This window comes from Roseospira marina, from assembly GCF_014197855.1.
In the GTDB taxonomy this organism is placed as follows: domain Bacteria; phylum Pseudomonadota; class Alphaproteobacteria; order Rhodospirillales; family Rhodospirillaceae; genus Rhodospira; species Rhodospira marina.
In genome coordinates this window covers 39,082-63,407 of the sequence record NZ_JACIGJ010000013.1, presented here as the reverse complement: position 1 = coordinate 63,407, position 24,326 = coordinate 39,082, and the positions used below count along the sequence as shown (strand labels likewise).

17 protein-coding genes are annotated in these 24,326 nt (G+C 67.7%); 10 read left to right on the top strand and 7 right to left on the bottom strand.

What is annotated here, in order from left to right:
* Positions 1-2: 2 nt before the first annotated feature.
* Positions 3-2,489 carry an HD domain-containing phosphohydrolase gene (locus GGD82_RS15410; protein WP_246163943.1) on the bottom strand — a complete coding sequence of 829 codons (2,487 nt, stop codon included), beginning with the start codon at positions 2,487-2,489 and terminating at the stop codon, positions 3-5.
* 814 nt (positions 2,490-3,303) lie between these two features.
* On the opposite strand from GGD82_RS15410, the gene GGD82_RS15405 reads away from it, so the two are divergent.
* A complete protein-coding gene (locus GGD82_RS15405; protein WP_150063017.1) occupies positions 3,304-5,574 on the top strand; it encodes an NADP-dependent malic enzyme in 2,271 nt (756 codons plus the stop codon).
* Between the two features lie 102 nt (positions 5,575-5,676).
* A complete protein-coding gene (locus GGD82_RS15400; RefSeq protein WP_150063016.1) occupies positions 5,677-7,176 on the top strand; it encodes an ATP-binding protein in 1,500 nt (499 codons plus the stop codon).
* Between the two features lie 36 nt (positions 7,177-7,212).
* On the opposite strand, the gene GGD82_RS15395 is transcribed toward GGD82_RS15400, so the two are convergent.
* From GGD82_RS15395 to pdxH, 4 genes are all read right to left on the bottom strand, one after another.
* Entirely contained in the window at positions 7,213-8,829 is a 1,617-nt protein-coding gene (locus GGD82_RS15395) for a Calx-beta domain-containing protein (RefSeq protein WP_150063015.1), read from the bottom strand.
* Positions 8,830-8,901: 72 nt separating this feature from the next.
* Positions 8,902-10,719 carry an autotransporter outer membrane beta-barrel domain-containing protein gene (locus tag GGD82_RS15390; protein ID WP_150063014.1) on the bottom strand — a complete coding sequence of 606 codons (1,818 nt, stop codon included), beginning with the start codon at positions 10,717-10,719 and terminating at the stop codon, positions 8,902-8,904.
* A gap of 184 nt (positions 10,720-10,903) precedes the next feature.
* Positions 10,904-11,905: a cation diffusion facilitator family transporter gene (locus GGD82_RS15385; RefSeq protein ID WP_150063013.1), complete on the bottom strand. Its 1,002-nt coding sequence runs from the start codon at positions 11,903-11,905 to the stop codon at positions 10,904-10,906.
* A gap of 52 nt (positions 11,906-11,957) precedes the next feature.
* Positions 11,958-12,563: a pyridoxamine 5'-phosphate oxidase gene (pdxH, locus tag GGD82_RS15380; protein WP_150063012.1), complete on the bottom strand. Its 606-nt coding sequence runs from the start codon at positions 12,561-12,563 to the stop codon at positions 11,958-11,960.
* A gap of 215 nt (positions 12,564-12,778) precedes the next feature.
* Between pdxH and GGD82_RS15375 the strand changes: the two genes are divergently transcribed.
* The 4 genes from GGD82_RS15375 to GGD82_RS15360 all read left to right on the top strand — a co-directional run bounded on the left by GGD82_RS15375 (position 12,779) and on the right by GGD82_RS15360 (position 17,496).
* Positions 12,779-13,930, top strand: a complete 1,152-nt coding sequence (locus tag GGD82_RS15375) for a PAS domain-containing sensor histidine kinase (protein WP_150063011.1) — start codon at positions 12,779-12,781, stop codon at positions 13,928-13,930.
* 193 nt (positions 13,931-14,123) lie between these two features.
* Entirely contained in the window at positions 14,124-14,864 is a 741-nt protein-coding gene (locus tag GGD82_RS15370) for an ABC transporter ATP-binding protein (RefSeq protein ID WP_150063010.1), read from the top strand.
* Positions 14,861-15,610 carry an ABC transporter permease gene (locus tag GGD82_RS15365; RefSeq protein WP_150063009.1) on the top strand — a complete coding sequence of 250 codons (750 nt, stop codon included), beginning with the start codon at positions 14,861-14,863 and terminating at the stop codon, positions 15,608-15,610. The genes GGD82_RS15370 and GGD82_RS15365 overlap by 4 nt, the downstream gene beginning before the upstream one ends.
* Positions 15,611-15,813: 203 nt before the next feature.
* Complete coding sequence (locus GGD82_RS15360; RefSeq protein WP_150063008.1) at positions 15,814-17,496, top strand: methyl-accepting chemotaxis protein; 1,683 nt, start codon at positions 15,814-15,816, stop codon at positions 17,494-17,496.
* A 120-nt stretch (positions 17,497-17,616) separates the two neighbouring features.
* On the opposite strand, the gene GGD82_RS21455 is transcribed toward GGD82_RS15360, so the two are convergent.
* Both GGD82_RS21455 and hemN read right to left on the bottom strand, forming a co-directional pair.
* The gene (locus GGD82_RS21455) at positions 17,617-18,498 is read right to left on the bottom strand and encodes a cold shock domain-containing protein (protein WP_150063007.1); all 882 of its coding nucleotides are present in this window, start codon (positions 18,496-18,498) and stop codon (positions 17,617-17,619) included.
* A 433-nt stretch (positions 18,499-18,931) separates the two neighbouring features.
* The gene (gene hemN, locus GGD82_RS15350; RefSeq protein ID WP_375782133.1) at positions 18,932-20,284 is read right to left on the bottom strand and encodes an oxygen-independent coproporphyrinogen III oxidase; all 1,353 of its coding nucleotides are present in this window, start codon (positions 20,282-20,284) and stop codon (positions 18,932-18,934) included.
* A 314-nt stretch (positions 20,285-20,598) separates the two neighbouring features.
* Here hemN and GGD82_RS15345 point away from each other — a divergent pair, with 314 nt between their 5' ends.
* The 4 genes from GGD82_RS15345 (at position 20,599) to GGD82_RS15335 (ending at position 24,322) form a co-directional block, all read left to right on the top strand.
* Entirely contained in the window at positions 20,599-21,384 is a 786-nt protein-coding gene (locus GGD82_RS15345; protein ID WP_150063005.1) for a hydroxypyruvate isomerase family protein, read from the top strand.
* A 21-nt stretch (positions 21,385-21,405) separates the two neighbouring features.
* Positions 21,406-21,804, top strand: coding sequence for a DUF1491 family protein (locus tag GGD82_RS21155; RefSeq protein ID WP_150063004.1), 399 nt, complete (start codon positions 21,406-21,408; stop codon positions 21,802-21,804).
* A 122-nt stretch (positions 21,805-21,926) separates the two neighbouring features.
* A complete protein-coding gene (locus tag GGD82_RS15340) occupies positions 21,927-22,853 on the top strand; it encodes a type 1 glutamine amidotransferase (protein WP_246163942.1) in 927 nt (308 codons plus the stop codon).
* 125 nt (positions 22,854-22,978) lie between these two features.
* A complete protein-coding gene (locus GGD82_RS15335) occupies positions 22,979-24,322 on the top strand; it encodes an MFS transporter (protein ID WP_150063003.1) in 1,344 nt (447 codons plus the stop codon).
* Positions 24,323-24,326 lie beyond the last annotated feature (4 nt).

Here is a 24,326-nt window from a genome sequence, read left to right as displayed (position 1 = left end):
CGCTATCGTTTGAGGTAGGCGGACACGTCCACGGCGTCGATCTGCTCGGGTCGCAGGTACATCTCCGCGTAGCTGCGCCACACGCCAGCGCGCAGGAACAGGTCGAACAGGTCTGGGTCGATGTGGTTGGTATCGCGCATTTTCGCCATGATGCCGAGGGCCTCCGACACCGCCTTGGGCTTCTTGTAGGGCCGGTCGGCGGCCGTCAGGGCCTCATAGATATCGGCGATGGCCATGATCCGGGCCGGGATCGACATGCTGCCGGCCATCAGCGCACGGGGATAGCCCGACCCATCCATCCTTTCGTGATGACCGCCCGCGTATTCCGGCACGCGGCGCAAATGCTTGGGCAGTGGTAGGCTTTCCAGCATGACGATCGTCTGCACGATATGGTCGTTGACCTTGAAGCGCTCTTCTTCCGTCAAGGTGCCGCGCCGGATGGACAGATTGTACAGTTCCCCAAAGTTAAACTGCTTCGGCGGCGCGACCATGGTGAAGCCGCGCGGGTCGTTCTCCTGGATCGGCGGGGTGTCGTTCGGCCACGGGACGACATGCTCCGCCTTGTCGCTCAACAGCCGCTCCGTGGCCGGAAGCGGGCGGGGCGGAATGCCCCGCAGACGCTCCGTCTCGGCGATGGACAGGCCCAGGCGGTCGTCGAAGTGACGGGTCCAGCTGCGGGCGCCGATCGCATTCAGGCGTTCGATGCTGTCGTCGTCCATGTATTCGCCGCCCACGTTGCACGCCGCGACGAAGCCGAAATCGTCCAGCAGCGCGGCCTGAGTGCGGTCGCGTTCGGCGGCGGCGGTGGCGGGATCCGCGCCCGCCAGGCGGGCGCGGCACTCGGCCAGCTCCGCGTCGCGCCACAGAACTTCGAAGCGCGTGCGGATCTCGTGGATCCGGTTGTAGATCGTTTCCAGCTTGGTGGCCTTGTCGACCACGTATTCCGGGCTGGTCACCTTGCCGCAGTCGTGCAGCCAGCTTGCGATGTGCAGTTCGTACCACTCGGCTTCGGTCAGGTCGAAGTCTGCGAACTGCTCCGTGTCGCGGCAGGCGGCTTCGGTCAGCAGGCGCGTCAGTTCCGGCACGCGCGAGCAGTGGCCGCCCGTGTAGGGCGATTTGGCGTCGATGGCGCCGGCCATCAGTTCGATGAACGAGTCGAGCAGGCGGCGCTGGCTTTCGATCAGGATCTGGTTTTCCAGGGCGACGCCGGCCTGCGCGGCCAGGACCTGGGCGATGGATTCATCGACCTCGTCGAACGGCCCGACCCTCCGGGTCCGCGGGTCGATGGCGTTGGACAGCTCCAGCACGCCGATGATTTCGCCGCCGCGGGTGCGCAGCGGAACCGCCAGATGCGACCGGCTGCTGTAGCCGTAGGTCCGGTCGAAGGCCTCGAACTCCCGCGGGTCAAAGCGGCTGTCATGATAGATGGAGGGAGTGTTGAGCAGCCGACCGGTGATGGCGACATGGCTCGCGACCCGGTCCAGACGCGGCGTGCCGTTCGGATGGGTCAGCGGCACGGGACGAAGGGCCATCGGCGTTCCGTCCTCGCCCCCCATGCGCAGCGTGATGCTCGTGGCCAGGACGACGGCGTACTGAAGCTGGTTGCTGTGTTCGTCCCGCACGAGTACCGCACCGCCGTCGGCGCTGCACAGCTCCATGGCCGACCGCAGAACCGTTTCGGCGAGCCGGCGGGGGGTGCGCTCGGCGTCCATCTGGATGCCGAGTTCGATCAGGCGGGACCGGGTTTCCTCCAGCATGGCCCGGCGCCGCTCCATGGCGTTGAAGGCCTCGATGACGTCGCCGAGTTCGTCCTTGGCCATGGGCGTGACATGCCGTTGTTCTCCGGGCCTCGGGTCCTTGACCATGGCCCGGTGGAGGTGGTCCAGCGGGCGGAACACCAGCCGGCTGGTGGCCACCACCACCAGTCCGACCAGCGCGCTGAGCGTAACCACGATGATGAGCAGGTCGGTCGCGACATCGCGCTTCAGGTTCCGCCACACCCGGGTGGTATCGAACGCGACCTGGAACGAGCCGACGCTGGTGGCCTCGTTGCGCTCCGTGTGCACGAGCAGAACGTCCCGAAGCAGCGGTCCGCCAGGCGTCAGGCTTGCGGGGTCGCCCGTCTGGGCCACCACCGCGCTGTCGATGTCCAGGACTCGCAGGGCCCTGATATCGGGCTGGTTTCCCATGACCCGCACCAGGGAGCGGGCCTGACCGTAGTCGTAGGTCCACAGCGGCGCCGCAAGCACGCCCTTTGCTGTGGTGACGAAGGTGTTGAGCCGGCCTTCCAGGTCACCCATGGCGTCCCGGTAGGCCCGCCACTCCAGGGCTGCCAGCAGAACCATCATGAAGATCAGCAGGACGGGCACGAAGATCGCCAGGAACTTCACCCGCAACGACCGGCGGGGACCCAGGCCGGTCGGCTGGCCGTGGGCGTCCTCCCGGGAGGGGCGCGCGTCGGCGTTCGCTGTGGCCGGGCCTTCGAACATCAGTTGGCCTTCCCATCCGTCAGGGGCGGGATCGAAGACCCGCCCTGTTCATCCCCGACGTGGAGGGGCGGACGGTCATAGGCGTGCAGCGTGACCGGATTTGGGGCGGCGGGCGGCTCCCGGTTGGGTGCGACGGCCTCCGCGGCGACGGCCGGGGCGTCGTTGTGCGGTCCCGGGCCGGGTATCCGCTCGGATCCTGGGGCGGTTCCGGGGATGATCTGTGCCACGAACAGAGCCGGTTTGGCCACACCCGACGCGACGGTCCATCGGCGCCAAGCGTCCGACCGTCGTCGCTGTGGAGGGCCGGACGTCGCTGTCGGCGCGTACCGGCGGGCGCGGGACGTCGGGAACCGCATGCTAAGGCGCGGCATGGGGCGAACTCCAAGCCGAGGGATGATGTCATGCCAAATACTAGTATGAGACATAAACCGGAATGCGTTCTCAAGCTTTCATGCACTTTTTTTTAGGGTGTGTCCGACCATCGACCAACCCGCGCCCACATCGCGTCGACGCCATGTCCTCGGTATCCCCGCACGCCGCGGGGCCCGTTCGCGCGGTCCGGTCACAAATCGCTGGGCACTCGGGACCCGAGGCGGCATTATGAGTCCCGTCCTTCGGGGGGGCGCCGGCTGGTCCGTTCGGCGGAGCCGGAGTCCGCACGTCGAAGGCGCAGTCCGGCGGCGCAGCCGGAAGGCGTGACACGGGATGCGTCGTCAAGCGTTCCAGCGTCGTCCGAGTTGGTCTCGCAGCGAACGGCGGTGTTCGGTACCGCCCCTCCCATCATCGGCCACTATCCAGGGTAGACGTGACAGGCATGGACGAGACGAAACCGATTTCCAATCTGGCGCGCGAAGCGCTTCTGATGCACGCCTCGGGCCGCCCGGGCAAGATCGAGATCAGCCCCACCAAGCCTTTGACCACCCAACGGGATCTGTCGCTGGCGTACTCTCCTGGCGTGGCGGCGCCCTGCCTGGAGATCGAGCGCGATCCGACCACGGCCTATGATTATACGGCGCGCGGCAACATGGTGGCGGTGATCTCCAACGGGACCGCCGTGCTCGGGCTCGGCAATCTCGGTGCCCTGGCCTCGAAGCCGGTGATGGAAGGCAAGTCCGTCCTGTTCAAGAAGTTCGCCGACGTGGACGCCATCGACCTGGAAGTCGACACCCTGGACGTGGACGAGTTCGTCAACTGCGTTCGGTTCCTCGGCCCCACGTTCGGCGGGATCAACCTGGAGGACATCAAGGCTCCGGAATGCTTCATCATCGAGCAGCGTCTGAAGGAGCTGATGAACATTCCGGTCTTTCATGATGACCAGCACGGCACCGCTATCATCGTCGCGGCCGGTCTCATCAATGCCTGCCATCTGACCGGGCGGGATCTGCGCGACGTCAAGGTCGTCATCAACGGGGCCGGCGCGGCGGGGGTCGCCTGCGCGGAACTCATCAAGTTCATGGGCGCGTCGCCCGCGAACGTCATACTGTGCGACACCAAGGGCATCATTCACCGGGATCGCAAAGACCTGAACCAGTGGAAGTCGGCCCACGCGGTGAACACCGACATGCGCAGCCTGAGCGACGCGCTGGCCGGGGCCGACGCCTTCCTGGGACTGTCGGTCAAGGGCGCGGTGACCCCGGAGATGGTCGCGGCCATGGCCGACAAGCCGATCATCTTCGCGATGGCCAACCCGGACCCGGAGATCACGCCGGAAGAGGTCGCCACCGTGCGCACCGACGCCATCATGGCCACGGGCCGGTCGGACTACCCGAACCAGATCAACAACGTGTTGGGCTTCCCTTACATCTTCCGCGGCGCGCTCGACGTGCGGGCGCGCAGCATCAACATGGAAATGAAGGTCGCGGCCGCTCGCGCCATCGCCAATCTGGCGCGCGAGGACGTGCCCGACGAGGTCGCGGCCGCCTACGCTGGGCGTCGGCTGCGCTATGGTCCAGACTACATCATCCCGGTGCCGTTCGATCCGCGCATGATCTTCGCCATTCCGCCGGCGGTGGCCCGCGCCGCCATGGACACCGGCGTGGCGACGATGCCCATCGTCGATATGGATGGCTACCGGCAGGCGTTGTCCGCCCGGCTCGATCCGACGGTGGCGAGCCTGCAGGCGATCCACAACGAGGTGGCCGCCCACCCGCAGCGCGTCGTCTTCGCCGAGGGCGAGGAGGAAAAGTCCATCCGCGCCGCGATCGCTTACCGCAACGGCGGCTACGGCACGCCGATCCTGGTGGGGCGCGAGGACCAGATCGAAGAGGCGGTGGCGCGCCTCGGCCTGGGCAGCCTGGAGGGTATCGAAGTCTACAACGCCAAGGTCTCTTACCATAACAAGCATTACACCGATTTCGTCTACAGTCGGATGAACCGGCGTGGCGCGCTGTATCGGGACGCGCAGCGCTGGGTCAACCAGGACCGCAACGTGTTCGGCGCCTGTATGGTCGCCATGGGCGATGCGGATGCCATGGTGACGGGCCTGACCCGGCATCAGCATCACATTCTCGATCAGGTCGGCATGTGCATCGATCCGACCCCGGGGGATCGCCTGATGGGGCTGACGATGGTCGTGGCGAAGGGCCGGACGGTGTTCATCGCGGATACGACCGTGCACGAGGCGCCCACCGCCGAGCAGATGGCCGACATCGCCTGTCAGGCGGCCCGCAAGGCGCGGCAACTCGGGCATGAGCCGCGCGTCGCGTTCCTGTCCTATTCGACCTTCGGCGCGCCGGAGGGCGAGAACCCGGTGATGGCCCGTCAGGCGGTGCGCATTCTGGAGCAGCGCCACCCCGACTTCGAGTTCGAGGGCGAGATGGGCGCGCATGTCGCCTTGGATGCGGAACTGCTGAAGGTCTATCCCTTCCAGCGTCTGTCGGGACCGGCCAACGTGCTGATCACGCCGGGGCTGAACTCGGCCAACATTTCATACAAGCTTCTTCAGAAACTGGGCGGTGGAACGGTTATTGGTCCTATGTTGATTGGTCTGTCACGCCCCGTGCAGATTACGGCCATGGACGCCACGGTCTCGGACATGGTCCACATGGCGGTCATGGCTGCGTATGACGCCCTGCGTCGAACCTGAGTCGGCGGTGCGGTCCGTCTGGGTACGCTGAGTCTGTTGGGGCCGGGCGGATGATCGCTCGCGGTTTTGGGGGGCGACGGCGGGTGTCGGGGAGACCAGGCCATGGTCCGTAATGCTCTCCTCCAGCGGTTTCGAACGCCACTGCCCGGGCGTCTGTTGCGCGGGACCCTCATGATCGCGTCGCCGGGGGTCGCGCTGCTGGCGGTTCTGGCGGTGACCGGCGTGCTGACGCCGGGGTGGCTGGCGCTCGCTCTGGCGCCGGTCCTGCTGGGCGGGACCGCGCTGATGCTCCTCCCGCACTTGCGCGACCTGCATGCTGTGGAACGCACCGCCCGCGCCCTGGCGGACGGCCGGCGGCTCGGTCCCGGGCCGCCGGAGATCGTCTATTCGCGCGTGGCGCGCGGCCAGATGCAGGCGGTGCAGGACCTGCGTCGCGCCTGCGACCGCCGTCTGACCACACTGGCCATCCGTGCCGAGTCGGACGCGCTGGTGGTGGACAGCCTGCCCGACCCGATTCTGCTGATCGACACCGGCGGGGCCGTGACGCGCGGCAATGCGGCGGCGCGTGCCCTGTTCGGCCGGGACGGGGTCGGTAAGCCTCTGACCCTGCTGCTCCGCGATCCGGTCGTTCTCACGGCCGTCGAGGCGGTGCTGGCCGGTGGTCCCGGCCGCGCGGTCCAGGTGGTGCTGCCCGGCGCGGTGGAGCGGGACTACGAGGTGCGGGTGGGGCCGCTCGCCCAGCCCGACCGCCAGGGCGCCGAGGTTATGGTCTCGATGCACGACGTCTCCAAGCTGGTCCGCCTGGAGCGCATGCGCGCCGACTTTGTCGCCAACGCGAGCCACGAATTGCGCACGCCGCTGTCCAGCCTCGTCGGCTTCGTCGAGACCCTGATGGGGCCTGCCCGCGACGACGCGGACGCCCACGACCGCTTCCTGCCGATCATGCTGGAGCAGGGCCGGCGCATGCAGCGCCTCGTCGAGGATCTGTTGTCGCTGTCGCGCATCGAGATCAACGAGCACGCGGCGCCCACCGATACCGTGCCGTTACCGGAACTCGTGCATCGGATCGCCCGCAGCCTGGAATTGAAATGCCGCGCCAAGCGCTGCGCGATCGTCTTCGACCTGGACCCGGGGCTGCCGCCCGTCGTCGGGGATGCGGATCAGCTCAGCCAGGTGTTCCAGAACCTGCTCGACAACGCTGTGAAGTATGGCCGGCCCGATTCCACCGTCACCGTCTCGGGGCACGTCGTGTCGCAGGGACCGGCGGGCATGCCGGCGCCTCTGCGCGGTCCCCGGCGCGGTCCCTGCATCCACATCGCGGTGCGCGATGAGGGCGAAGGGATCGAGCGCGACCACCTGCCGCGCCTAACGGAACGGTTCTACCGCGTGGATCGCGCGCGGTCCCGCCAGATGGGTGGCACGGGGCTCGGCCTCGCGATCGTCAAGCATGTGTTGGCCCGCCATCGCGGCCTGCTCGTGCCCGAAAGCGTGGTGGGCGAGGGCTCGACGTTTCATGTCTATCTGCCGCTGGCCGCCGATGCCGCCACCGGCGCGCCGTCAAAGACGCACCCGCCCGCGTCGACGGCCAGCGCCACCGGCTGACCCCAGGGGCGACGCCCGTGGTGGGGCGGGGGCGTTCTAACCGCTCCACCCGTCGACCAGGTATCCGACACGCCCCTCCGAGGCCCCGTTCAGCAGGAAGTGGAGCACCGGATCGACACCCGCGTCGGCGACGTCCGGGTTGGCGTCCCGATAGGCCTGCGGATCGAACATCGCGCTCGGCGCCCGGTTCTCGCCGGCTCCGGACAGGGCGTAATGCTGGAGGCCCGACGCGATCGATCCGGCGGCCACGGCGGCGGCGACGTCGGCGTTGTGCTCCAGATACCAGCTCTCGTCGAACAGCGGGTTCGGCGCCCGCCCCTCCGTCAGCCCGAACCGGGCGAAGTGGGTCGCGGCATCCGGGACCGCGCCGGCCGCAATGGCGGCGGCCACGTCGGGATTTTCGTACAGGTAATACGCGGCCTGGAACGGCACTCCGGAGACCACCGACACCGGTCCCTGAATGTCCAGGGTCACGGTCTCGTCCCCGCTGACGATCACACGCAGAGGGTCCACGACTGACGCTGGCGTGGATGGGACGGCGCTCCGCACCACGGAGAGGACGTCATCCGTCGCCGGTTCGGTCGGGTCCAGCGGCTGGCCGCCCAGCCGGGCGCGGATGTCGGTGCCGGCGGCGATGTCCAGCCCGACGGTGCCCTCGCCGGAGAGAGAATCCACGACGATCTCGACCGTGGTCGCTCCGATGGCGCGGAAGGACGCGATGCGGCCCGCGGCCGAGCCCGTGACGGCGAGCGCGAAATCGCTGGGATCGACGTTGACCACGGCGTCGCTGAAGGTGGCGGTGAACGTCACGCTCTCCGCCGTCTCCGCGTGCTCCCAGGGGTATTTCACGCTGGACGGCGTGGTGTCGCCCCCCGCCGCCGTGATCGACACCACCGTGGGAATGGGGGCGTCGCTGTCCGCGATGGTGAACGGAATTTCTGTCTGCGACAGGGTGACGGTGCTTTCGACCGCGCTAAGGCTGACGGTGAATGTCTCGCTGTCCTCGAACAGCGTGTCGTCGACAATGCGGGCCACGTCGACCGTAACGGGGGCAGTCGAGGCGGCCGGGATTTCGACCTCGGACTTGAGGATGACATAGTCGGCGTCGGTGGCCGTGCCCGCCACGAGGGTGATGGCGACCGTGGATGTGTACGACACCGCAGTGTCCGGGGTCAGGACGATCTGAACGGTGCCGGGCGTGTCGTCTTCCGGCAGGACCTGGGAGACCGCCTCGACGGAGAGGGTCAGCTCTTCGGGCGCGGGCGGGACAGGCGGTTCGTAGCCGTCCGCCTGGAAGGTCAGGAGGGCATAGCCGGCCCCAGAGGTGAGCGCGAAGGTGCCGGCAGGGGCGTTGTCGATGTCGACATCGACGCTGACGGGGTCGCCATCTTCGTCGCCGTCGATGGTCAGAACGCCGGTGGCGTAGCTGAAGCCGGTGACCGTGACGCCAGGCGCGTCCACGATTCGGAAGGCATCCCCGTGGCCCAGGTCCGTCACATGAATGGTATAGCCGAAGTACGAAACCGTGCCTTCGAACACGTCCGTGCCGCCGTTGCCCGTCAGGGTGTCGTTGCCGCTACCGCCTTTGAACACATCGTTGCCGCTGGTGCCGACAAGGGTATCGTCGCCGAAGGTCCCGTTGATGGTGGCCATGAACGTCTCCCTCAAGGAACCGGGGGCGTCCTACCGTCGGAACGCGCCCGGCCGGCCGCGCCGTGATCGCGCCTAGAACTGGAACCGGGCCGTCAGCCCGAAACTGGTGCTGTCCGCGTCAGAGCGCGCGACCTCGGTGTTGCCGAAGGCCTCCAGGCTGAACGCATCGTCGATCTGGGCACGGAGCCCGCCGCCGACCAGCGCGCCGAGACGGTCGCCGCCCGCGCTGTTGAGGTAGTCATACTCGAAGCGGGCGGTGGCGAACGGGTGCAGGCGGCTTTCCGCGCCGTACTCCAGCAGGTAGCCGACCTCGCCCGAGGCATGAAGCTGGCCCAACGCGGCATCCTCCGGCGACACCGTCGCGCCGGCGCCGGTCTCGTAATCGCCGATGATCTCGTGGCTGTAGGACACGCCACCACTGCCGAACAGTGTGACGCGCTCACCGAGCCTGTCGTTGTACGACAGGCTGGATGCGCCGACGAACCGGTGCGACAGGTGATCGTGCTCGCCGTCGCCGACCAGGGGCGCGGCTTCGCTGGTGGTGTTGAACCCCAGGCCGTAGGACATCAGGGCATCGATCGAGAACACCTCGCCCAGCAGATGGGCGCCGTACAGCGTGGCGAAGACGTAGTCGACGGCGCGCTCGCGGTTGCTGTCGAACTCGACGTCGATGTGCTCGTACCCGAGGCTGAGGCCGGTCAGGGCCTCGTCGGTGATGCGGTAGTCCGCGCCGCCCATCACGCTGTACTGGCTGCCCCAGAGTTTCCCCAGTCTGTCCTTGGCGTTGTACAGCGACCCGGCCGCGTCGGCCCAGATGCCAAGGCGGCCGACGGTCCAGCCCTCCGGGTCGCCGCCGGCCAGACCGGTCAGGGGGGCGCGGGCCGCGATGGTTCCCTCTTCCGTTTCGTCACGATCCTCGCGGTCCACGAACGGGACGATTGGTTGCCCACGAAGCAGCAGGGAGGCTGCGCGCCCGTTCATCACACCGATCAGGCGGCGCACGGTCGAGCGGTTGTTGGCCACGCCGGAGGATTCCAGTTCGCGTTGCGCGCCCTCGACCTCATCGACGCTCAGGTTTTCCAGGATGGAGTCCGTCACGCCGGGAATGGGGTTTACGGCGTCGACGGTGAGGTTGGTGCCGGCGCTGCGGTCCATGATCGCGCCGTTGGACTCGAGGGCGAGATCCGTGTAGTCCGTGCGGCCCTCGGGAAACAGGCCGGAAATGTCGGACGTCGTTTCATACACCACCGCGTCACCGCGCAGGCGGGCGAGGGTGTATTGGTCGGAGTCGGCGTTGCGAATGACGGCCAGGATCGGGTCGCCGGAGCCCCCGATCGGGCTATCGACGAAGGCGAACAGCTTCACGCCACTGTCGCGAAGCTTCCGGGCCAGCGAGGCCTCGGTGACGGACGCATCGATGACCTGTCGGGTGAAGTTGCTCGTGTTGCCGGAGAACGAGGTTTCGGCCGAGCCGAACGCGATGACCCGGGAGGTGTCCGGGCGGAAGGCGCCGCCGTAGGTGTCGATGGCGCTGGAGATCGCGGCGTACCCATCGCCGACGCCCGTCCATCCGGTCTGGGTCGCCACGGCAGCGTCCACGTCGGCCGCCGTGCCGAACAGGCCATTCCCCACGGTCAGCGCGAGGCCGGTCGGAAAGGTATCGTCCAGCCGAACGGCGCCAAAGGCCGTGTTGGTGCGGCCGGAGGCCCGGAAATCCGCGTCGAGGTCTGTCAGGTTGATCGTGACCCGGCCGTCCGTGGTGTTCGGCGCGTTGGTGATATCAATCCAGTCCAGATCCGCGGCCCAACTGATCGAGGCCGTGCCGGGAGAAACGGCACACGCCATCGCAATTGATGCGCCCAGCCGGGGCATCCATCCCGCCTGCATCATGCTCCGGAGTACCCCCATCCCGCCGTGTTTGCGCGTCCGGCCCGCCGGTCATTACGGCGAACTTTAGCCGTATTGTATCCAATGCTACAGGTATTTCTAGGACGGCGCGTGTTTTTGCCGAGACGTGAGGGTAAGGCGTGGCAGTTCGGCACCGATGATCCCGATCGGCGGGGCCGTTGTTTTTTTATCCTGGCGCGGACGTCCCGGGTTCGGCGTGGTTTGGGTCCGTACCGTCCTCATAGGCGAGGCTGGGGTGGGCTTCCGCGATGCCCGTGGGATCCTGGTGAATCAACACGTCCGCGTCCGGAAAGGCATGCCGGACCCGCCGCTCGACCTGCTCGGCAATGCGGTGGGCTTTCCACAGCGGGAAATCGCGGTCCATCTCCAGATGAAGCTGGATGAACGCCTGCTGGCCGGAGGACCGGGTGCGAAGGTCATGGGCGTCGTGAACATCGGGATGGTCGCGCGCGATGTCCAGGATCCGCAGGCGGTCGGGCTCTTCGAACTCCTTGTCCATCAGCAGGCTCAGCGCGGTGCGCAGGATGGTCCAGCCCGTGAACAGAAGGTACGCGGCGATGGCGGTGGCGAACGCCGGATCGGCCCACGTCAGCCCGGCCCACTGGGTCAGCAGCAGCGAGGCGATGACGCTGAGGTTGATGAGGACGTCCCCGGCGTAATGCATGGAGTCCGCGCTGATGGCCACGGATCGGGTGCGGCGCACGACGTGGCGCTGAAACAGCACCAAGCCCAGCGTGGCGGTGATCGAGACCACCATGACCGCGACACCGACGCCGGAGTGGGCGAGCGGGACCGGGTCGAGAAACCGCGATCCGGCCTCGACCAGCAGGAATAGGGCGGAGCCGCCGATGAATGCCGCCTGGGCCAGACCGGCCAGGGGCTCGGCCTTGCCGTGGCCGAACCGGTGGTCATGGTCCGCCGGTTCCAGCGCGACGCGCACCGCGTACAGGTTCAGCAGCGAGGCGGCGGCGTCGAGCACCGAGTCGACCAGCGTGGACAGCAGCGACAGGGATCCCGTCAGCGACCACGCCACCAGTTTGAACAGGATCAGCGTCACCGCTGTCCCGACCGCGGCATAGGTGGCCCAGCGCATCAGCCGTTCGCTCTCCGGCGGTCCGCTGAAGGCGCGGCCGAGTCCGGTCTGGGTCGGTGCGGCGTCTGGTGTCATGGCGAAGCCTCGGCGTAAGGGGCGGGCGGTCCGGGACCCTAAGGACCGAACCTTAGGGATACAGGCGCTGCGTCTGCCACTGTGTATCGTCCCAGGTATAAACGACACGATCATGCAACCGAAAGGGCCGATCCCGCCAGAATTCGACCCGCTTGGCGACGACTCGCTGGCCGGTCCAGTATGGTGGCCGGGGCACCGGTCCGATGGCGTAGCGGGCCGCGAACTGGGCGATCCGTTTTTCCAGCTCCAGCCGGCTCTCGAGGGGACGGGACTGCGACGAGGCCCAGGCGCCGATGCGGCTGTCCCGGGCGCGCGACTGGAAATAGGCGTCCGCCTCGGCCTCGGTCACGGGCACCACGGGGCCCTCGACGCGGATCTGACGGCGCAGGGACTTCCAGTGGAAGCACAGCGCCGCGCGCGGGTTGGCGGCGAGCTCCTGGCCCTTGCGGCTTTCCATGTTGGTGTAGATCACGAACCCGCCATCGGGGCCGGGCTGGGGAATGACGCCCTTCAGCAAGACCATGCGCACGGACGGCGCGGCGTCCGGCGTTGCGGTGGCCAGCGCAACCGCGTTGGCATCGTTCGGTTCGGTTTTCTCGGCCTCCTTCATCCAGGCATCGAACAGGGCGAAGGGATCGGCGACTTCCAGGGATGACACGCGGGCAATCCTCTCACAACGGTATCAAGCGGTGTCCGGCAGTATCCGCGTCCGGTCCGTTCTGACAACCACATTGCGCCGGTCTGCCGCGCAGGCACAGGGTATAAGGTCCGTCCCTAAGACGTGCCGGGATCTCTTGGCGTGGCGTTGGTTGGGGCTCTATAAATCCAAGGAGGGCTCAGAGCTCGGGCGCCGACGCGTAGGGAGCACGGCACATGGATGGACCCTTTGGACTGGCGGAGGGATGGGATCCGGCACAGATTCTGACGGCCATTAACGAGGCTTTGCGCACCGGGGTCTGCATCACCGACAAAGCGGGGAACCTCGTCAGCGTGTCGAATGGCTGGTGCGCCATTTACGGCACCACGCCGAAGGAGGTTTTGGGCCGGCCCTTCACCGTTGTGGTGCCGCCCGAGGCGCGCGAGGCGGCGGTCCGCATGCACGCGGAATTCCTGGAGTCCGGCGGCGAAGTGCCGGCGGAGTGGGAGGTGCGCCGGCTCGACGGCAAGCCGGTGTGGGTTCGCGTCGGGGCGGCGCGGTTCTTCGATCGCAACGGCGACCCGTTTAAAGTGACGACGGTCGAGGACATTACCGCGCGCAAGATGGCGGAGAGGGCGGCCGCGGAAAGCCACGCCCGCCTGGAACAGCTCAACCGCGACAAGGATCGCCTGTTTTCGATTATCGGCCACGATCTGCGTGGGCCGTTCAGCCCTATCCTCGGCTATGCCGATCTGATGGAAAACCTCGGCACATCGCTGACGGTGGATCAGGCGCTGGGCTATGCCCATAACATCCAGGAGGCCGCCGGCCACGCGCTGGCGCTGCTCGACAACCTTCTGGACTGGGCGCGTTTGCATGTGGAGGCGCGGCCGGTTGTGCCCACCGAGCAGGCTCTGCTGCCCGTGATCGACGATGCCGTCCACAATCTGGCCGCTGTCGCAGAGCGCAAACGTATCGAGGTCGTCGTCATGGCCGACGCGACCGTCACGCTTCGCGTCGACGCCTACATGCTGACGACCGCATTGCGCAATCTGCTGAGCAACGCGCTGAAGTTTACGCCGGAAGGGGGCCGAGTGTCCGTAACCGTGGAACAGGAGGCCGAGGTCGTCCGCCTGAACGTGATCGATACGGGCGTGGGGGTCCGGGCGGAGGTCTTGCGGCGGATCATGGAGGCGGGGGACCCCGTCTCGACCCTGGGTACCCAGAATGAGCCTGGGACAGGCCTTGGCCTTTTGGTCTGCACCGAGATGATCCAGCGTCTGGGGGGGCGGATCGAAGCCGACAGCCAGCCGGGGCACGGCGCTCGGTTCACCCTCGTGCTGCCCCGATCAGGGCAGCCGATTGGACCCGACGAGGTCGCGGCATGACCGACCGCGCCGGTGCCTATCTCAGCGCGCCCCGTATCCTGTTTCCGCGCCATGGTCTGGCTCCGGTTCCGTGTCTGGCCCCTGGTTCGCGTGCATCCCGCCCCCGCGCGGGCGGCGCGTCTTGAGGGGCGGGCGCCGGCTCGCGGTGGCGCGCGCGTGTGGTCCGGCGCCGGGAGTCCAGCCGGGCCTTGGCGTGCGGCTGTCCGAGGCCACGCTCAGCTATGACGGTGTGAGGCTGTTCGCGGACTTGGCGCTGGAGCTTCGGGCCGGGCGGACGACGGCGCTGCTCGGGCCGAGCGGCGTGGGCAAGTCCACCCTGCTGCGTCTGATCGCGGGCCTGGAGGTCGGCGACCATGTGCGGGCGACGGTCGTTTGCGACGATGGCGGTCCGTTGGCGGGGCGGGTGGCCTATCTGGCGCAGCGGGACTCCCTGCTGCCCTGGGCCAGCGCCCTCGACAACGTCGCGCTCGGCGCCCGGCTTCGCGGCGAGCCTCTTCGCCCAGCGCGCAAACGAGCGGCCTCCATGTTGGCCGACGTGGGGTTGGGTGACCGCCTCCACGACCGTCCGGGCCGCTTGTCCGGCGGTATGCGGCAGCGCGTCGCCCTGGCCCGCGCGCTGATGGAAGACCGGCCGGTGATCCTGATGGACGAGCCGTTTTCCGCGCTCGACTTCCTGACCCGCCTGCGCCTTCAGGATCTGACCGCCCGCCTGCTGACCGGGCGCACCGTTCTGCTTGTCACGCACGATCCGCTGGAGGCGCTGCGCCTCGGCGACGCCATCCATGTGCTGCACGGCCGGCCAGCGAACCTCGACGCGCCGCTGGAGCCGCCGGGGGCGCCGCCGCGTGCGGCCGATGATCCGGCGCTACTCGCCCGCCAGGCGGATCTGGTGCGGCGCCTGACGGGCGAACACCATGCGGGGGCCGGCTCATGAAGGGCTTGGTCCGGGGCGTGGTCACCGTCGCGGGGCTGCTTGCGCTGTGGCATCTGGCCTATGTGATGAACGGCCGGCGGTCCTACCTGCTGCCGTCGCCCGAGCAGACCGCGCGCACCGCCATTGAGCGGTTCGACACGCTGGTGCACCACGCCCTGGTGACCTACGGCGAGATCCTGCTGGGCTTGGGACTGGGGACGGCGCTGGGCGTGGCCTCGGCGCTGGCGTTGGTGTCCTGGGCGCCGGTTCGTCGCTGGCTGCTGCCGGTCCTGGTGGTCAGCCAGGCGGTGCCCGTGTTCGCGTTGGCGCCACTGCTCGTGCTCTGGCTGGGTTACGGGCTGGCCTCGAAGGTCGCGATGGCCACGCTGATCATCTACTTCCCGGTGGCGAGTGCCTTTCTGGACGGGCTGCGCCGCACGGATCCGCTGTGGCTGGAGCAGGCGCGGGTGATGAACGCCGGCCGGTGGGCGATGCTGCGTTATGTGCGCCTGCCGGCCGCGCTGCCCGCCCTGGCGAGCGGGATGCGGGTGGCGACGGCGGTCGCGCCGATCGGCGCCGTGGTCGGGGAGTGGGTCGGGTCCAGCGCGGGGCTCGGGTACCTGATGTTGCACGCCAACGCGCGCATGCAGATCGACCTGATGTTTGCCGCGCTGGCGGCGTTGGCGGTGTTCGCGGTCGTGTTGTACCGGGCGGTCGATGCCGGGATGCGCGCGTTGGTGCCCTGGCAGCGCGAGTCCGATGTATAGATGTGAGGACTCTAAGAAAGGTCTGTATCAGACGTATGACCTGCGTCGAGGGTGCTCCGTTTAACCTGTTCTGAATGTAAGGGAATCGTGTAAGGACCGTCCCGAATCGCGCAGACGGAACCAAAAGGCGCGCGCGACCCGGGGTGTTCTTCGTCTGTTAGGACGAATGCGGCCCGAGGCACACGGGGCCGGAGCATTCAAGTATGTCCCTATTTCAGATGAAAATCGGCGGCCGGTTGGCGGTTGTGGTCTTGGCGGCCTTTGTGGCGCTGATCGCGCTGTCGACGTACCAGCTTCTTGCGCAAAAACAGCAGATGATGGCGGATCGTGAGGCCAAGGTCCGCAATGTCGTCGAGGTCGTTCAAGGCGTCCTGGAGCAGATGCGGGCAGAGGTCGACGCCGGGCGTTTGACGGAGGGCGAGGCGAAAGAGCTGGCCAAGGCCACCGTCTCGCGCATGCACTACGATGGCGATGAATACTACTGGCTCGAAACGCTGGATGGCGTGATCATAGCCCACGGTGGCAACCCCGCGCGGATTGGTTTGGATGTCCGTGACAGCCGCGATGCCAACGGAAAATTCTTCCACCGCGAGATCATCGCGGCCGCCAAGGCGGGCGGCGGGTTCGTGCGGTATGCGTTTCCCCATCCTGGGGAACAGGAGCCCGCGCCCAAGATTTCCTATGCGAAGGAGTACGAGCCGTGGGGCTGGTTGGTCGGATCCGGCATCTATATTGATGACGTCAACGCTGTGTTCTGGGATTCGCTGATCGAGTTTGGGTTGGTTGCCATTCTTATCGTCATTCTATTTTCAGCTATTGCGTGGATCGTGGCGAGAAGCATAACAGGCCCCCTTGGTTTCATTGTCGGCAACATGATGAGCTTGGCGGACAACAACAAGTCGATCGACATTCAGTATGCCGATCAAGCCAACGAAATCGGCGATCTGGCGCGGGCGATGAGCGTGTTCCGCGATCGCGCCATTGAGATCGAGCGGCTGCGGGACGATCAGCTCCGCCTGGAGCACGAGGCGGAGGCGCAGCGCAAGGCGTCGCTGTTGGAGATGGCGCGCCACTTTGAGGAGTCGGTGGGGCGGATTGTCGATCAGGTGTCGTCGTCCTCGGCGGATCTGAGCCAGGGGGCGGCCACCCTCAGCGATCTCGCGCGCCAGACCGATACCAAGTCCGCCGACGTATCGGTGTCCGCCGAGGAGGCCTCGTCCAACGTGGCGACGGTCTCGGCGGCCGCCGAGGAACTGACGGGCTCGATTTCCGAAATCAGCCAGCAGGTGACTCACGCTTCGGAGGTCGCGTCTCAGGCGGTCAGCAAGGCGGACGAAGTCGCCGAGACGATGCAGGGTCTGGTCCGGGAGGCGCAGAAGATCGGCGAGGTTCTGAACCTCATCACGGATATTGCCGACCAGACGAATCTGTTGGCCCTGAACGCCACCATCGAGGCTGCGCGCGCCGGGGACGCCGGAAAGGGCTTTGCCGTTGTGGCCAGCGAGGTCAAGAGCCTGGCCCAGCAGACCGCGCGCGCCACCGGGGATATCGACGCGCAGATCGGCGGCGTGCAGTCTTCGACCGAGAAGGCGGTCCAGGCGATCGATCAGATCACCAGCATTATCCGGTCCGTCGATGAGATTGCGGCGTCTATATCGGCCGCCGTGGAGGAGCAGGGCGCCGCCACGCGCGAAATCGCGCGCAATGTGGAGCAGGCGGCGCATGGCACGCGCGCCGTGTCGAACACCATTGACGACGTGCGGCGGGCGTCGAACGAGTCAGGAACGGCCAGCGGGCATGTGCGGGACATGGCGACGAGTTTGGCGCAACAGGCCGAGACGCTGAAGGACGAGGTCCGCCGCTTCTTGGAGAGGGTGCGCGCCTAAAGCACTTTGCGCCGACACGGAGCCGCCGTCGGATTCCGCGTCGGTGCGTGCCCCGCGTAGCCATCGCCCGCCCGCCCGACACCGCTGCGTTCGTCGGGCAGGCGGGGGGGCAGTCCCCTCTTACCCCTGGGCGGCCGCGACCTCGACGACGTGCGGCTGGCCGCCAACCTCCGCCAGGATGTGCGCGGTGACCCAGGCCCGCAGGAACTCCGCCATATCCTCGGTGAACCGCGGCGGGCGTGGCGTGGCAAGGCTACGCTGGCGGAAGTCCGCCATGTCCTTCATCCAGTTCCAGCGGCTGGCGCTGAGCGGCTCGCCGGGGCCGAAGCCGCGCCGCGCGTCCTCGCGGTCCAGATGACAGACGGCGCTCGCGAGCAGGCGGTCAAACAGACGCGCCAACTCGTCGCGGTTGGCGTTGGCGGCCCAGCGGTCGTGCAGGGCATTGGCCAGCGTCACCAGTTCGCGGTGCTCGGCATCGGTGTCGGCATCCTCCACGGCGTAGGCCGCGCGCCACCGCAGCAGTGGCCCGGACGCACGCTCCGGCTCAGCCACCACGGCGATCTGGTCGGCCTGTAGGCCCTTCGGCCCTTCGCTGACGGCCATGCTGACGATCTGGCCCTCCACCAGATCACACAGGCCGCATTGCTCCAGAGTGCGCACGTGTACGAACACGTCCGCCTGGTCGCTGTCCCGGGTGACGAATCCAAAGCCTTTATAGGCGTTGAAGAACTTCACCACACCCGGGCACGCGTCGCTGATCGCGGTGGGGTCGGCGGCGTGTGCCGGCTCCGGCACCTCCATCACCGCGTCGATGCTCTGCACCTCCCAGCCCTTGGGACCCTCAATCAGAGTGCAGTCCAGGAGCGTCCCCTCCGGCAGGCGGTCCAGGCCACGGGCCTCCACCGCCGACACGTGTAGGAATGCGTCCGGGAGTCCTTCGTCCGGACGAACGAAGCCAAACCCTTTCTTCGGGTTGTACCACTTCACAGTAACCTGGGTCACAGCCTTGCTCCCCTCCGCACAACATCGGTGCGCCCTGATCCAATGCGCCCATTAACTATGCAGGTATGCGATGGTTGCTGGCAAGCCCGGGGCCGAGAAAAACCCCGCGGTGGCCGGACTGGCCCTCCGAGTCGGCCGGGTCTTTTCCGCGCTCTGGGGCCAGAACTTGCTATCGAAAGAAGGGGCTGGGCGCCGAAAAGCCGGGATCCGGGCCGGCGGGGATCGCCCGCCGCGTTCGGCGCAGAAAAAAGGTTCCGGTTGCAAGACAACAGGACGGTTGCCGGTATGCGGACCAGCTGTGGGCGAATCGACCAACAGCCCGAGCGTTCGCTTGCGTGTACACGCACAAAGTGAACCCCGCGCCATGGTGACGCGGGGTTTGGTGTCGGTGCCGAAGGGGGCGCGGATGGGCCGCCTTCGCTCGGTCCGCCGGCTAGACCGCCTGACTGTGCCGCTTTTCGCCCACGTTCAGGTACTGGTCGAACTTGGCGCACACGGCGCGGACCAGCGGGCGGCCCATCTCGGTCACGCGCAGGCGGGAGCCGTCGCGGATCACGACACCGTCGGCCTCCAGATCGGAAAGCTGGTCCAGCTCCTTCTGGAAGTCCGAGGCCTTGGCGCCGTATTCCGCCGCCACCGTCTCCAGATCGACGCCGAGGTCGCACATCAGGCGCTCGATGATGGCGCGGCGCAGCTTGTCGTCATGGCTGATGGCGAGGCCGCGCGTGATGGGCGGCGTACCGGCGCGGACGGTGCGCTTATAGGCGCCGATTTCGCCCTGGTTGCCGACGTAGCCCTGCGGCAGCGAGCCGATGCCCGAGGCGCCGAAGGCCACCAGCGCCGGGGCGCTGTCGGTGGTATAGCCCTGGAAGTTGCGGTGCAGGGCCTGCTTGTTCAGGGCCAGCGCCAACTCGTCGTCCGGGGCGGCGAAGTGGTCCAGGCCGACGGTGACGTACCCGTTGTGCGCGAATCGGGCCGAGCCGTTGAGGTACTGGCTCCAGCGTTCCGGCACGCTGGGCAGGGCGTCCTCGGGGATCATCTTCATGTGGGTGCGCATCCACGGCACATGCGCGTAGCCGAAGTACGACACCCGGCGCGGTTTCAGCGCCAGGGCGCGGTCGATGGTGTGCTGGATGCTTTCCGTGGTCTGGAACGGCAGGCCGTACATCAGGTCCATGTTGATGTCGGTGATGCCGTACTTGCGCAGCCACTCGACCACCTGAGCGACCAGTTCATAGGGCTGGACGCGGTGGACGGCCTCCTGCACCTGGGCTTCGAAGTCCTGCACGCCGATGCTGGCGCGGGTCACGCCGACCTCGGCCATCGCCTTGACGTAGTCCTCGGTCGCCGTGCGCGGGTCCATCTCCACCGCGATCTCGGCGCCGTCGAGCATCTCGAAGCGGTCGCGCAGGTGGCGGATCAGGCGGGTGAAGTCCTCCGCCTTCAGCACGGTGGGGCTGCCGCCGCCGAAGTGCATGAACTTGAAGCCCATGCGCGCCGGCATCAGGCCGGCGATCATGTCGATCTCGGTCAGCAGCGCGTCCAGGTAGTCCGCGACGGGGTCGTAGCGCTTGGTGATCTTCGTGTGGCAGCCGCAGAACCAGCACATCTCCTCGCAATAGGCGATGTGGGTGTACAGCGACAGCGGCGTGGCGGGATCCAGTTCGCCCAGCCATCGCGCGTAGGTCTCCGGACCGACCTCCTGCGAGAAGTGCGGCGCCGTCGGATAGGAGGTGTATCGCGGCAGGCGCAGATCGTACTTGGCGGCCAGGTCCTGAATCGTCATCGTCATCCGTCCGTGTTGTGCCGGGGCGACATACTGTACGACGCCACGGATGGGAAAGGGTTTATATTTTCCGTAACGCTTCGTGGGTCAACAGGAAGTGGTCCGGAGTCGGGTCAACAGGTCTGTCATGCGCGGTTGACACGCGCGCTATGGGGTTCGGTTGGTCGTTGTGCTCCCTTAGAGAGAATTTTGCCGGTTGAACGGGACGGTCACGGAAGCCGTAGACCCGTCGAGTCCCGTGGGCTAAGGGAACCCGAACCATCGTCCATCGCCCCCCCTGGCTCTGGCTACCCTTCCTGGGAGACCCCCCGCGCATGCCCCGTTTTGCCGCCCACCTGTCCATGCTGTTCACCGAGGTCGCCTATCCCGACCGTTTTTCCGCCGCCGCCCAGGCGGGGTTTAAGGGGGTGGAACTCGGGCTGCCCTACCACCTGCCCCTGGAGCAGCTGGGGGACCGGATCTCCATGGCCGAACTGGCGGCGGTGACACTCACCGCGCCGCCCGGGGACTGGGGCGCCGGAGAGCGCGGGCTGGCGGCGGTACCGGGCCGCGAGTCAGAGTTCCGCGACGGCCTTGAGATCGCGCTGGAGACGGCCGACTTCGTCGAGTGCCCGGCGGTGGTCGTGATGGCGGGCGTGGTCCCGGAAGAGGACTGGGGGCCGGCCCTCGAAACCTTCATGGACAACCTTGCATACGCGGCCGCCGCGGCGGCGGAGCGGGACCTGCGGGTGCTGATCGGCGCCGTCAATCCGGTGGACGTGCCCGGTGCGTTCCTGACGCGGCCGGAGGACGCGCTCCAGGTGGTCGAGGAGATCGGCAACCGGCATCTCGGCCTTCTGTTCGACCTCTACCACGCCCAGATGGAATGTGGCGCGCTGACCGACACCCTGGAGGATGCCGTGGCGCACCTGGGGCATGTCCGCATTGCGGGTGTGCCCGGCCGCAACGAGCCCGATGCGCTGGGCGAGGTCAACTGGCGCTATTTGTTCGACCAACTCGACGCCCATGGCTATGGCGGCTGGGTCGGGTGCGCCTACCACCCTCGGAGCGAGACGCGCACTGGACTGCGCTGGGCGCGAGACTGGGGTATCGGAGCGTAAGGACGACTCGGGAGGACGACGATGCCCCGCCTGACCGCGGGCCTGCGGGCTCGCGCCATTCTGCGCCTGATCGAGACCCGGGGCGGATTCGGTGCCGTCGTCCGGCGGGGCGACGAGACGGCCGGTGATTTGCTGCTGCGCGTGCGGGCGCCCGATGGCACCGTGGATCTGTACGCCCCCGCGACTCTGCCCGACGGGACAGCCGGGTGGATGCGGATGGGCGGGCCGGGCTATGCCGACGCGGCCGCCGCCGATGCCGCCGTGGATCGCGCCATGACCCGCGATTCGGACCTATGGGTGCTGGATCTGGAGCCGGCGGCGCCCGGCTTTCCCCTGGACGACCCGGTTCTGGACGGTCCGGCGGAGGTGGCGCCGACGGTTGCCGCTGCCGAGGCGTTGTTTCGGCCAAAACGGGCGTGAAAGTAGGCTTGATCGTGTGCCGACGCTCGGGCATCGTCCGGTCCTTGGATGATCTGGGTCGCGTCCGGAGGTCCCGTTCAGAGGGTCCATGGTTGGGGCGTGGCCGTGTGGAGAGTGTTGGCGTGACCGATCGCCCGGTGTCCGATCCCCTGACCGCCGTCCGTCCCGTGGAGGGCCCGCCGCTTCGCTTCCTGCTGGTGGAGGGGAACCCGCGCGAGGCGCGCGACGCGGCGACGCAGGCGGGTGCGCAGGTCGCCAGCGCGCTGTATGCCCGGACACTTCAGGCCCTGAGCCCGGCGGGCACCCGGGTCGAGACCGTCTTCCCCACGGACGCGGACGGCAGCGATCTGCCGGCCGGGATCGACTGGGGGCAGGTCGACGCGGTCGCCTGGACCGGTTCCGCGCTGAATGTCTACGACGATCACACGCCGGAAGTCGCGCGTCAGATCGCCCTGGCCGATGTGGTGTTCGGGCAGGGTGTGCCGTTCTTCGGAAGCTGCTGGGCGCTTCAGGTGGCGACCGTCGCGGCCGGTGGCACGGTGGCCGCCAACCCGCGCGGGCGCGAGGTCGGCCTCGCGCGCAAGATTCTCCTGACCGACGGCGGGCGGGCGCATCCCCTGTATGCGGGGCGCGCGCCGGTGTTCGACGCCGTCGCCATCCACACCGACGAGGTGACGCGCCGGCCGCCGGACTGCACGGTCCTGGCCGGCAACGCGATGAGCGTGGTCCAGGCCGCCGAGATCCGCCATCGGGGCGGGACCTTCTGGGGCGTGCAGTACCACCCGGAATTCGATATCCGCGAGATCGGACGCCTGTGCCGCCGCTATGCGGACACCCTCATCGCCCGCGGGATGTTTGCGGATCGGGAGGCGTTGGATCGCCACGTTGCGGAGTGCGAGGCGCTGGCCGACGACCCGGCGGGGCGCGCGGATCTGGCTTGGCGCCTGGGAGTCGACGCCGATGTGCTCGATCCCCGCACGCGCCTGACCGAGGTCCGAAATTGGATCGAGTGTCAGGTGATCCCGCGCCGGCTCGATCGCGCCGCCTAAGCGTTGTTTCGCGTGGCGCGGGACGTGGACGGATGTCCGTGCCGCCAGCCGTGTTCTGATCCCCTTGCTCGCGCCGGGCGCGTGTCTCCCGTCGTCGCTGCCCGTCCCCCATGGGAGCCCGTGTTATGTGGCTGTCGTTCCGCTCCGTCGCCGCGCTGTTGGTCAGTGTCGGCATCATGTTTCTCGGTCAGGGTCTGCTGAACACCCTGCTGGGCGTCAACCTCGCCGCGCGGGACCTGCCGTCGACGATCAGCGGGCTGGTCATGTCCGGCTACTTCCTCGGCCTCGTGCTGGGGTCGATCCTGGCCATTCATGTCATCCATCGGGTCGGACACATCCGGGCGTTCGCCGCTCTGGCCTCGACGTTCTCGGCCGCGGCGCTGGCGCATGCGTTTTTCAGCGACCCGATCTTCTGGGGGGTGCTGCGCGTCATCGCCGGCTTTTGCTGCGCCGGCCTGCTGATGTGCACCGAGAGCTGGCTGAACGAGGTGTCGACGCGCGAAACGCGCGGGACCGTGCTGTCGATGTACATGATCGCCACCTACCTGTCGCAGGGCATCGCGCAGTTCCTGCTCGGTGTCGGGCAGACCGGCGGCTACGTGCTGTACGCCCTGGTGTCCATCCTGCTGTCGATGGCGCTGGTGCCGGTGGCTCTGACCAAGGTGAAGGGGCCGGCCTTGCCGACGCCGCGCCGATTCGGATTCCGGACGCTGGTCTCGATCTCGCCCACGGGCGTGATCGGCTGTCTGTCGTCGGGCGTCGCGCTGGGGGCGTTCTACGGCGTGGGACCGCTGTTCGCCCGCCAGATCGGGCTCGACCTGTCCGGGACGGCCGCGTTCATGTCGGCGATCATTCTGGGCGGCCTGATCCTGCAATGGCCGCTGGGCTGGATCTCCGACCGGTTCGACCGCCGGCCGGTCATCATTGTTGTGGCCCTGTGCCTGTCGGCCGTCTGTGCCGGGCTGGCGGGGCTCGGGCTGGCCAACCTCGACCTGAACGCTTTCGGCCCGACCATCGCGCTGCTGACCCTGGCGGCGCTGTTCGGCGCGCTGGCGTCCACGCTGTATCCGCTGTCGGCGGCCCTGGCCAACGACTGGATCGATCCGGAGGATATGGTGCCGGCCTCCGGGGGGCTGCTGCTGGCCTACAGTATCGGCGCGGTCATCGGCCCGATCGTCGGCTCCGTCATCATGGACCTGATGGGGCCGCACGGCCTGTTCGCGATGATCGTCGTGGTGGGGATCGTGCTGGCGGCCTTCACCTTTGTCCGCATGCAGATGCGCGAGTCCGTGCCCATGGAGGAGCAGGCGCCCATGCAGGTCATGCCCCGCATGACCGCGATGGCCTACGAACTGATCCCGACCGAGGACGAGAACGGTCAGCTTTGCTTCAACTTCGACGCGCCGCCCGAACCGGCCAACGAGACCGACGACGGCGGGGACGAGACTGCTGCCGGGGAGGCCGCCTGATCCC